This window comes from Propionivibrio pelophilus DSM 12018 (assembly GCF_059569095.1).
In genome coordinates, this window is the sequence record NZ_JCANUT010000084.1 from 1 (window position 1) to 9,738 (window position 9,738).

The window sequence follows — 9,738 nt, forward strand, 5'->3', positions numbered from 1 at the left end:
GCGACGAACCGGCGCAAGTCCAGTGTGCGCGCCAAGGTCGAACATCCGTTCCTCGTGCTCAAGCGTCTCTGGGGCTTTGCCAAAGTGCGCTATCGCGGCCTCGCCAAGAATGCCAACCGGGCCTTTGCCTTGCTGGCCATGCTCAACATTCTCAAATGGGGACGACCGCTCACGGGAACCGTGCGTCCAATGTAGTCCGAAAGCGGAGAGATTCTCCGCTTTCGGGCACCAAAACCACCGTTTATCCAATGAGAAACGCTTTGCGATCACAATTTCGTCTCAGTTTGCTTTCAACTCTTCGCCCAAACGTGACTTGTTCGGTGTTTCCTTAGCCCTTTGCTTGGGATGAAACGTTATCGGTAGAAAGGGAAGCCTCGGTCGGTGATTCGATCTTTGCCAACAAGTCGAGAATATCGACACCAATCGCTCTGGCAAGCTTTTCTAGGCCACCTACAGAGATATTGGTAACACAACGCTCCAGTTGTGAAACATAGGTGCGATGGAAGTCCGCCAGTTCGGCTAGCTCCTCCTGACTCAATCCCTTTGCTTTTCGGAATCGTCGTACATTCTCAGCGACTCGGTGCTGAGCATCGCTGATGTTTTTTGTTTCTCGACCCATAGTAGGTGAGAGAGTGCAGCGACACGGCTTTTACATCTACAGACTATCCCTCTACTGCTTATAACTCTCTTTGCCTGTCTGGGTGTCCTGTGGCGGAAAGAGACAGGGGCGTCTGCCAGAGCCACTAAAGGCATCCCTCCGGAATTCCGGTCACATTATGCATCAGACGACATCCTTTGCATGCCGTAGAATAACTGACGGGTTAAGTGACTAATTTTGACACCCTGATCTTTCTGGCGCACACTGTCACATAATCGAACGTATATGTGACATACAACCATGCTCATTGGCTACATGAGGGTATCGAAGGCAGACGGCTCCCAGGCTACCGACTTGCAGCGCGACGCGCTGATCGCTGCCGGTGTCGATCCGGCGCATCTCTACGAGGATCAGGCGTCCGGAAAGCGCGAGGATCGCCCCGGCTTGGCGAGCTGCCTGAAGGCATTGCGTCCGGGCGACACGCTAGCGGTGTGGAAACTGGACCGGCTCGGGCGCGACCTGCGTCACCTGATCAATAGCGTGCACGACCTGACCGGGCGAGGCATCGGCTTGAAGGTGCTGACCGGCCACGGCGCCGCCATCGACACCACGACCGCCGCCGGCAAGCTCGTCTTTGGCATCTTTGCCGCGCTGGCCGAGTTCGAGCGCGAACTGATAGCCGAGCGTACCTTGGCGGGTCTGGCCTCGGCGCGGGCACGGGGCCGTAAAGGCGGACGCCCTTTCAAGATGACGGCGGCCAAGTTGCGGCTTGCAATGGCTGCGATGGGGCAGCCTGAAACGAAGGTCGGTGATCTATGCCAGGAGCTCGGCATTACGCGGCAGACCCTGTATCGGCACATTTCACCCAAGGGGGAATTGCGCCAGGATGGGGCAAAGTTGTTGTCGCGGACATAATCTTGGCCGAAGAACGAATGGCTTAAAACGGCCTATTCTGTTGAGAAACTCTGTTTTTGTCACGGAAGACGGAGGCGGAGTGATTTGTTATCGGACTGCTTGCTGAATTTTGGGTTCAGATCGATGTTTGTCTTCGCCTGCTTCACCCTTAGGCAGGCATTCCGCAGGTTTTCTCTGCTCTTGGCATCAACCATTTCGCCATTTGCCGCAAATTCTGTGCGGTTGCCGCCAATAGGAATTCATCCTGGGCACCACTGAAGCCCCTCAATCGTAGCTTGTCCAGTTTCAGGATTCGCTTGAGATGGGCACATATGTGTTTCGCGACAGGGCCAGCGACTTCGTATAGCGCACGAGGCCGGTGCCCTTAGGGGCGTTGCCCTTCACTTCTATCTGAACACCGCTCACGCTGATCGGTTGTCCTTGCTGGTCTGAGCGCGGTCATTTCCTCGCCGGTGCAGTGGAAACTTGCCTCACTGCCCCGCGCCCTCAAGCCGGACGAAGTTCAACGGCTTCTCGCCGTACTCCCTTACGGACGCATGCCCCGGCGAGGTTACGCCATCGTCCGCTGCGCACTGGACATGGGACTGCGCGCCGGCGAGATCGCGAACCTGTCGATCGACGACGTCGACTGGCGCAAAGGCACGGTCACGCTGAAGGGCGCAAAATCGCGACGGCAGGACATCCTGCCGCTGCCGCTGACCACCGGACAAGCATTGGCGGACTACCTGCAGCATGAGCGCCCGGCAACCACAAGCCGGGCACTCTTCCTTTGTCGCCGCGAATCGCATGACGTCCAGGTCACGCCCCTCCTGATGTTGAAAAAGCTCTTACTTGGTGAACCACCCGACCGGCACAAGAGTGATCGCCGGGAAAACGACAAGCAGCAACAGTACAGCCAACTCCACGAGAAGGAGCGGCCACAGTTTCTTGACGAGTTCGCCCAGCTTGATGTTGGCCACGCCGCAGCCGACGTAAAGCACAGTACCGACCGGCGGAGTGATCAGGCCGATCACCAGGTTCAGCGTCATGATCACGCCGAAATAGACCGGGTCGATCCCGATGCTCTTGACCAGCGGGACGAAGATCGGCGTAAAGATCAGCATGGCCGGCACCAAGTCCATGACCATACCGAGGAAAACCAGGAACACGTTGATGACCAGCATCAGCGCCAGCGGCGAACTGGCAAAACCGGACAAGGCGTCGGCAATGGCCTGTGGCACGCCGGCAGTAGTAACTACCCAGGCGGCGCTCGTAGCCGTCGCGGCCACCAGCAACACCATTCCAGTTGTCTTGGCGGTAGCCACCAAGACATGGGCAATATCCTTGAAACTCAGCTCTTTATAGATAACCACGGAAATGAACAGGGCATACATGACGGCCACACAACCGGCCTCGGTCGGTGTAAAGATGCCGAACCGGATCCCTCCGACGATGATGACCGGCATGAACAGGGCAAAGATGGCGTTCTTCAGTGCTAGCCACAACTCGGGGCGGGTCGCCTTCTTGCCGATCGGGAAGTTGTATCTCCTGGACATGAAGTACCACATAAACATCAGTGCAGAGGCCAGGATCAGGCCCGGAACGATGCCCGCCATGAACAACCGGCCGATCGAAACCTGACCTGCAACTCCATAGAGAATGAAAGGAATGCTCGGCGGGATGATCGGAGCAATCATGGCCGAAGCGCAAATAAGAGCCGTCGACAACGCCCGGTCGTAACCCATCTGCACCATCATCGGGATGAGGATGGCGCCCAGCGCCGCGGCGTCAGCCACCGCAGAACCGGAGAGGCCAGCGAAGATGGTGCTGGCGATGATGACGACGTATCCCAGACCACCCTGCACATGACCGACGAGCGTGGCCACGAAATGCACAATGCGTTTCGAGATACCGCCATAACTCATGATCTCGCCGGCCAGGATGAAGAACGGGATGGCCAGCAAGGTAAAGCTGTTGGCGCCAAAAACGACCGATTGGGCTATGAACTGTGGCTCAAAACTATCGATGGCTACGAGTAACGCGACCGCAACCAGTACAAGGGTGTGCGCGATAGGCACGCCAATGGCCAGAAAGCCAAACAAGGCAGCCAGAAACAAAAAAATGAGGGAAAGACCTTCCATCGTGTATTACCCCTTCCTGATGGGCATGAAGTTATTGCAGCAAGTCGCGCGCAACGAGGCGCCAATAGTCGGAAACGTTGTCGCCGGACGAATTCGTTTTTGTTTTCAGTCGGCGCGCAATTCCTTGACAGTCTGATACACCGTAATCAGTGCCAGGCAGACGGCACAAACAACCACCGAGACCGCTATGTAGGAAAAGGGCAACTCGGTAGCCGAACTGATGTTCTGGTGCGAAACCTTGACCACGTCGATTCCGCCCACGGTGAGGACACCCATGGCAAACAGGACGCAAAGACTGGAAATAACCAGAAAGACTTTTTGCATCTTTTTCGAAAGCTTACTGGTCAACATATCGACCTTGATGTGCAGTCCTTCGAGGCCCGCGAGAATGGCGCCGAGAAAAATAACCCAGACGAACAGGTTGACGGCCACTTCCTCGCTCCAGGTCAACCCGGTATTGAGGATGTAGCGCATGGCTACGTTGACGAAGACCACGAGAACGATGGCAGCCATCGCCGAGGCAGTGATGAACGCCAACAATTTGTCGAATATGCGCAGCATGTAAAGACTCCCTATACAACAATCCAATCCGGCAATCGGACGCTGGATACGCCACCGTTACCGGCAGCAGTACCCAGCCTTCGTGGCGCAACGCCGCCTTACTTCACTTTGGCGACTTCAGCCAGCACCTTGTCTAGACGCTCCTTGCCGATGTCGTTGGCAAACTTGGCGTAGATGTCTTTGGCCGAGGCCTTGAACTTCTCGAGATCCTGCGGCGAAACCTCGTTGATCGCGATGCCCTTCTTCTTCATCAGATCGAGATACTTGGCATTGTTCTCGCGGTTAACCTTTCGCTCGTAGTCGCGGGTTTCGAGAGCGATCTTCTGGACCAGCTTCTGGTCGTTGGCGCTCAGCTTGTCCCAGGTCTTCTGGCCGATCAGCACCAAGAACGGGGCATAGAAGTGCTTGGTGATGGTCAGGTACTTCTGTGCTTCGTAGAAGCCGGCGTCGTAGATCAGGGTGTTCGGGTTTTCCTGTCCGTCGATGACTTTCTGCTCGAGCGCAGTGAAAACCTCGTTGAACGGCAGCGGGACCGGATTCGCGCCCCAAGCCTTGAACGAATCAAGGTGGATCGGGTTCTGCATCGTGCGGATCTTCAGGCCTTTGAGGTCATCCGGGGTGTTGATCGGCTTCTTGCTGTTGGTGATATTGCGGAAGCCGTTTTCCCAATAGACCAGACCGATCAGGCCCGTGCCCTTGAGCGTATCGAGGATTTCCTGGCCGGCCGGACCGTCGAGCACCGCGTCGGCGACTTTCTCGCTGGTGAACAGGAACGGCAGGTCGAACACCAGGAAGGTCTTGGTCGTGTTGGCGATCGGTGCGGACGAGGTCACCATCATGTCCAAGGTGCCCATCTTCAACGAATCCATCATCGACTGGTCGTTGCCCATCTGACCGTCCGGGAAGATCTGCAACTTGATGCGGCCGCCCGATTCCTTCTCGATCAGTTCCTTGAACTTGGCCATACCCTGGCCGTGCGAGCTGGCCGTCAGGCTGGAACCGATACCGACCTTCATCTTGACTTCCTTCTCCTGCGCCTGTGCGCTAATCCCGAAACCTGCCAGCGTGAATGTCGCGCCGACCATCAGCGAAGCGACCGACAATGAAAATTTCTTCATGGTTGTTTCCTCCTCAATCCGCGTTAATGATGTTTGTACCCTTGATCCGTTACTGCATGACCGTAATTGGCCATCGATTCGACTCCAATACCTCCACTTCTGCACACTTCTTTGCTGCCGATTCACCCTCCCCAAAACGAGTACATCTCCAATCCCTGTTTTCGATCGATCTAGTTCGCGCGAGCCACCTTGTCCAGACTCGATCGTCAACAAGAAATCTCATTTCACCGCCCCATCCATCCCCCATTGACGGTGAGGGTGGTGCCATTGACGTAGTCGGAGGCGCTGGAGCCGAGATACCGCCCCCACCATCCCATGCCGCTTCCAGCGCGATGTGTTACTTGGCGGTGTCAAAGTCGGGCATAGCAAGCGACGCATTAGGAACACCTACTACCATCCGTTAACGAATCGCTTTGCCGTTGCCGTGACCTCGCATGACGTCATCCCAGGCTTGTAGAGTGCCGTGCCGAGCCCAAAACCGGCAGCGCCGGCATCGATGTAGGGTTTCATGTTATCCGGCATGATGCCGCCTACCGGCAGCAGCAACGTTCCCTTGGGCAGGACGACGCGAATCGCTTTGAGGACCGGTGGCGTGACCAGTTCCGCCGGAAAGATTTTGAGTGCATCAGCCCCGGCGGCTAAGGCGGCAAAGGCTTCCGTCGGCGTCGCCACGCCCGGCATACAGATCAGCCCGGCTTCCTTGGCAGCCCGGATGATGGCAACGTCGGAATGCGGCATTACCACCAGTTCGCCACCGCTCGCCTTGAGCGGACGAACCTGTTCGACACGCAATACCGTCCCTGCACCGACGAGCGCATCGTCGGGCAGAACACGCCGCATGATCGCAATGCTGTCGAACGGATTCGGCGAATTCAACGGTACTTCGATGAGTCGAAAGCCGGCCTCATAGAGGGTCAGCACAATGGACTCGGCCTCCGGCGGCGTAATGCCGCGCAGGATCGCGACGAGCGGCAGTTTCGCGTGGGCAGCGGCAAAGCGTGTGGCAAGCGTGTTATCAGGCATCTGGGTTACTCCTGTCATTTGATGAGCCCAGCGGCCAGGGCAAAATCCCACAGTCCCACCGCCGCTGTATTGTCGAGCATCGCATCGGGACGTCGGCCAAACGCTTCAAGTGCATCGGTATAGCGCTGGCAGAGTGCCGGTGCGCCGATCATGACGAGTGGCATCGCCGAGAGGTTGCCGGCCTCGGCCATACCGGAGATGAGTTCGTGGCCGATCAGTAACCCCGAGAGGTAATCGGCCAATGAAGCATGCGGCAAACGACCGCTAAGGCCCAGCGTGCGCGTGCCGAAGATCTGGTGCGACAGGTCGCCCGGTTTGCTGCGCTTGGCGGTTGCCAACCCAAGGGCAAAAGCGGCAGGATCGGGGTCCGTCTTGCGCTCGGCGGGAAGCAACCGACCGAGGATGGAATGCTGCGTCAGGACGGCGAAGAGCTCTCCGGTCAGATAGGTCGCATAGCGAACGAGCTTGCCGTTCTCGATGTACGCCCACTTGGAATGTGTACCGGGCAGCACCATGCAGGCTCGGGCAGTCCATTCCGGGTGATTCAGCAGCGCTCCGGCGATCTGGATTTCCTCGCCGCGCATGACATCCGGCAAACAATCCGGCTCGTCGAAGAGCACGCCCGGGGCGATCAGGATGTCCGGGCCGAGGCCACTGGCAACGCGAACGTGCTGGCGGGCCAAGGTTTGGATATCGGCCGGACAACGCACATAGGGCGCTTCTTTCCAGCCTTGGGCGCTGCCGACCATGCCGCTAGCGACAATGGGCAATCCAGGCCACTTCGCCACCCAGTCACCGGCAATGCCGGCAAAAGCCGTCTCAAATCCCGGCACGCCGGGAACGGGAAGATGCTGGATGCCGTGCGCTGACTGGCGAGTTTCGAGGACTTCTCCACCGGACATCAAAAAAGCACGAAGGCTTGAGGTGCCCCAGTCAAGGGCTAGAAGTGCTGGAGGGCTAATATCATTGCAGGGCATGTTCATTTTTCTCCAAATTCAAAACATTTCCAGCGTGCCGGCACGTAGCGAGGTCATCATCTTGGTGTCGTCGCCCAGTTGCGAACTGGGATAGCCCACCGCCGTCATCAGGCCTGCCGTTACCAAAACCGTTAGCGCCGTTCTGGTCATTTGAAGCACTTTTTTCATCGCATTCCCTCCAGGCGGTTTTAGGTCAGAGTCCTCGTTTGCTACGTGCAGTACCTGTGCTATAACGCACTTGTCCTTGATCGTTGCTACGCCACCGAGAGCCTGCGGATTTCCCGGATTGGCGCGATCAGTTCGTTCTTGCGTTATTTCCTTTCCTTACCACTGGTTGACCCATTGGGTTGGGAAGCCCGTCGTCAGCATTTCGATGGCGGCTTGTGCGGCCTTTTCCTGCAACGAGCGCACGGAGGCTTCGGAATACCAACCCGTATGGTCACTCAGGATCACGTTATTTAGTCCGCGCAGAGGACAATCGTCGGAAATCGGCTCCTTGTCGATGACGTCAAGCGCCGCGCCGAAAATCTTTCCGGCCTTCAGCGCGTCGGCCAACGAAGCGGTGTCGATCAGGGCGCCGCGTGACGTATTGATGATGCAGGTCTTTTCGTTCATCAGCGCGAGGGTGTCAGCATTGACCAGATTGCGCGTTTCCGGCGTTGCCGGCGCATGCAGCGAGATGATCTGTGCCTTGCGGCAGATTTCCTCAAAGCTGGTTCGGACAACCTTGAACTGGGCTGCAAATTCGTCGGTGATGTAAGGGTCGAAAACGAGCACGTCACGAATGCCGAAAGCGCGCATTCTTTCCATGTAGGAACGAGCGATCTTGCCGAAACCGACCAGCCCGAGTGTCGCATCCGCAATGCGGTAAATCGGTTCTTTCTGGGCAATGTTCCATTGCCCCCCCTTGACTTGCGCGTCACGCGTCACGATGCGCCGGACCAGCGCGAGCGTCATGGCCGCCGCGTGATCGGCCACTTCGATGTCGGCGCCATAGTTGGGAATGTTGGCTACCTTGATGCGACGTTGCTTGGCAGCTTCAAGGTCGATGGTATCGACACCAACACCGTACCGAACGATACCGCCACCTTCACGCAACCGGCCGATGGCTTCGGCGTCCATCACCGGAATGTCGCGCACCATGACGATGTCGAGCCCGTCGAGCTGCGCCAGCAACTTCGATCGATCCCCGCCCCATCGCAAGAACCGGACCTCGGCACCGAAAGGCTCAAGCAATTCGCTTTCGACACGATGATCCGCATAGCCGGGCTCGGCGATGCCGACCGTGAATTTCCTATCCTGCCCGCTGGTGTTGCTGCGCTCTCCCATGCTGTGTGGTCTCCATGCAATACACGATAAATACAGGTGCCGTCACATCCAAAGCGAAGTACTGCGTGCTTCTTTGCGAGGCACAACGATAGATCAACTGAGGTACGAGTGTGATTTAAAAATAGCGCTAAGTCAACCCACTGGCAATCGACACGACCCTGCTTTAAACAGCCGTTGTTTGTTGCCTTTGCCTGCTTTTCGCAGTATCGTCACGGTGCTTGCAAGCTGTATGTTTGCGTGTCTTATTTGAAGAAATTTATGGAAAATTCGATGGAACCTCGTTCGAGCAAGTCCAGGTCCCTGACGACCAAGGTCGGTGCACGCATCCGGCGCGCCATCGTGGACGCCGAATTCGGGCTCGGCGAGATCCTCTCCGAAGAAAAGCTCGCCGCGGCGTTCGGCATCAGCCGCACGCCGGTTCGCGACGCGCTCACCGCGCTGCAAGCCCAGGGATTGATTGAGATCCGGCCGCACTACGGCAGCTTCGTCTTCCTGCCGTCGCGAGAGGAGGTGTCGGACCTGTACGAATTCCGGGCAATTCTGGAGCTGCAGGCACTGAAGATGAGTGCCCATCTCCGGAAACAGAAACTCGTGACCTTGCTCAGCGAGGCCAACAACGCCATGCTGGCGAGCAAGGAAAGCGGCGATCTGCTTGCCGTCGCGCAGGCCGACACGAGCTTCCATCGCGCCATAGTGGATAACAGCGGCAACCAGTGCCTGGCGGAGTCCTACTATCTCATTTCGGGTCGACTCGATTCGATCCGCACGCGAATCTCGCTTGCGCTCGGAGACATCCGCACCCGGGCGATCAACGAGCACCAGGCGACCATCGTTGCGCTGGAGAACGACAATTTTTCCCGCGCCAGGACGATCCTGTCCTCGCACATCTCCAAATCCCTCGCGTGGTTCGATATAGCGTGCAAGGAAGGACTTCTGACTGCGCCGCACCGGTCAACAGAACTATCGTCGGTCAAATTGGCCCTAGACGAGGCCTAGAAGGACTGCCTGCGGAAGACCAGAAAGCACATTTTCAATGTTTCGTTTTACTACATCCACCCGGAGGTTATGGCCTAGCTCGGATCGGAACGGCTGGAGGG

The 9,738-nt window shown here is 57.4% G+C and carries 11 protein-coding genes and 2 pseudogenes; 4 read left to right on the forward strand and 9 right to left on the reverse strand.

Features of this window, described 5'->3' with window-relative positions; all coding sequences use genetic code 11:
- On the forward strand, positions 1-195 hold a 195-nt coding region (locus BO74_RS19810), incomplete at its 5' end, for a transposase (RefSeq protein ID WP_496444927.1).
- A 133-nt stretch (positions 196-328) separates the two neighbouring features.
- Here the strand turns inward: BO74_RS19810 and BO74_RS19815 are convergent.
- The gene (locus BO74_RS19815) at positions 329-619 is read right to left on the reverse strand and encodes a helix-turn-helix domain-containing protein (RefSeq protein ID WP_496444929.1); all 291 of its coding nucleotides are present in this window, start codon (positions 617-619) and stop codon (positions 329-331) included.
- Positions 620-898: 279 nt separating this feature from the next.
- Between BO74_RS19815 and BO74_RS19820 the strand changes: the two genes are divergently transcribed.
- A complete protein-coding gene (locus BO74_RS19820) occupies positions 899-1,513 on the forward strand; it encodes a recombinase family protein (protein WP_496444931.1) in 615 nt (204 codons plus the stop codon).
- Positions 1,514-1,661: 148 nt separating this feature from the next.
- On the opposite strand, the pseudogene BO74_RS19825 reads toward BO74_RS19820, so the two are convergent.
- Positions 1,662-1,820: pseudogene (locus tag BO74_RS19825) on the reverse strand (IS5/IS1182 family transposase); the annotation flags it as partial.
- A 229-nt stretch (positions 1,821-2,049) separates the two neighbouring features.
- Between BO74_RS19825 and BO74_RS19830 the strand changes: the two are divergent.
- Positions 2,050-2,280 (forward strand): annotated as a pseudogene (locus tag BO74_RS19830) (tyrosine-type recombinase/integrase); the annotation flags it as partial.
- A 60-nt stretch (positions 2,281-2,340) separates the two neighbouring features.
- Here the strand turns inward: BO74_RS19830 and BO74_RS19835 are convergent.
- From BO74_RS19835 to BO74_RS19865, 7 genes are all read right to left on the reverse strand, one after another.
- Positions 2,341-3,633 (reverse strand): TRAP transporter large permease, encoded by a 1,293-nt coding sequence (locus tag BO74_RS19835; protein ID WP_496444933.1) that lies wholly within the window; start codon positions 3,631-3,633, stop codon positions 2,341-2,343.
- Positions 3,634-3,738: 105 nt separating this feature from the next.
- Complete coding sequence (locus BO74_RS19840; RefSeq protein ID WP_496444935.1) at positions 3,739-4,194, reverse strand: TRAP transporter small permease; 456 nt, start codon at positions 4,192-4,194, stop codon at positions 3,739-3,741.
- 98 nt (positions 4,195-4,292) lie between these two features.
- Positions 4,293-5,312, reverse strand: coding sequence for a TRAP transporter substrate-binding protein (locus BO74_RS19845; RefSeq protein WP_496444937.1), 1,020 nt, complete (start codon positions 5,310-5,312; stop codon positions 4,293-4,295).
- A 390-nt stretch (positions 5,313-5,702) separates the two neighbouring features.
- Entirely contained in the window at positions 5,703-6,335 is a 633-nt protein-coding gene (locus tag BO74_RS19850; RefSeq protein ID WP_496444939.1) for a 2-dehydro-3-deoxy-6-phosphogalactonate aldolase, read from the reverse strand.
- A 14-nt stretch (positions 6,336-6,349) separates the two neighbouring features.
- Positions 6,350-7,318, reverse strand: coding sequence for a 2-dehydro-3-deoxygalactonokinase (locus tag BO74_RS19855; protein ID WP_496444941.1), 969 nt, complete (start codon positions 7,316-7,318; stop codon positions 6,350-6,352).
- A gap of 12 nt (positions 7,319-7,330) precedes the next feature.
- Positions 7,331-7,480 (reverse strand): hypothetical protein, encoded by a 150-nt coding sequence (locus tag BO74_RS19860; RefSeq protein WP_496444943.1) that lies wholly within the window; start codon positions 7,478-7,480, stop codon positions 7,331-7,333.
- A gap of 156 nt (positions 7,481-7,636) precedes the next feature.
- Positions 7,637-8,641 carry a C-terminal binding protein gene (locus BO74_RS19865; protein WP_496444945.1) on the reverse strand — a complete coding sequence of 335 codons (1,005 nt, stop codon included), beginning with the start codon at positions 8,639-8,641 and terminating at the stop codon, positions 7,637-7,639.
- Between the two features lie 270 nt (positions 8,642-8,911).
- Here BO74_RS19865 and BO74_RS19870 point away from each other — a divergent pair, with 270 nt between their 5' ends.
- Positions 8,912-9,637, forward strand: a complete 726-nt coding sequence (locus BO74_RS19870; protein ID WP_496444946.1) for a GntR family transcriptional regulator — start codon at positions 8,912-8,914, stop codon at positions 9,635-9,637.
- Positions 9,638-9,738 lie beyond the last annotated feature (101 nt).

What these genes read in the sequence shown, in the direction of transcription:
- BO74_RS19815 (WP_496444929.1), bottom strand. Translation starts at nt 619, where the DNA reads ATGGGTCGAGAAACAAAAAACATCAGCGATGCTCAGCACCGAGTCGCT.
- BO74_RS19820 (WP_496444931.1), top strand. Translation starts at nt 899, where the DNA reads ATGCTCATTGGCTACATGAGGGTATCGAAGGCAGACGGCTCCCAGGCT.
- BO74_RS19835 (WP_496444933.1), bottom strand. Translation starts at nt 3,633, where the DNA reads ATGGAAGGTCTTTCCCTCATTTTTTTGTTTCTGGCTGCCTTGTTTGGC.
- BO74_RS19840 (WP_496444935.1), bottom strand. Translation starts at nt 4,194, where the DNA reads ATGCTGCGCATATTCGACAAATTGTTGGCGTTCATCACTGCCTCGGCG.
- BO74_RS19845 (WP_496444937.1), bottom strand. Translation starts at nt 5,312, where the DNA reads ATGAAGAAATTTTCATTGTCGGTCGCTTCGCTGATGGTCGGCGCGACA.
- BO74_RS19850 (WP_496444939.1), bottom strand. Translation starts at nt 6,335, where the DNA reads ATGCCTGATAACACGCTTGCCACACGCTTTGCCGCTGCCCACGCGAAA.
- BO74_RS19855 (WP_496444941.1), bottom strand. Translation starts at nt 7,318, where the DNA reads ATGAACATGCCCTGCAATGATATTAGCCCTCCAGCACTTCTAGCCCTT.
- BO74_RS19860 (WP_496444943.1), bottom strand. Translation starts at nt 7,480, where the DNA reads ATGAAAAAAGTGCTTCAAATGACCAGAACGGCGCTAACGGTTTTGGTA.
- BO74_RS19865 (WP_496444945.1), bottom strand. Translation starts at nt 8,641, where the DNA reads ATGGGAGAGCGCAGCAACACCAGCGGGCAGGATAGGAAATTCACGGTC.
- BO74_RS19870 (WP_496444946.1), top strand. Translation starts at nt 8,912, where the DNA reads ATGGAACCTCGTTCGAGCAAGTCCAGGTCCCTGACGACCAAGGTCGGT.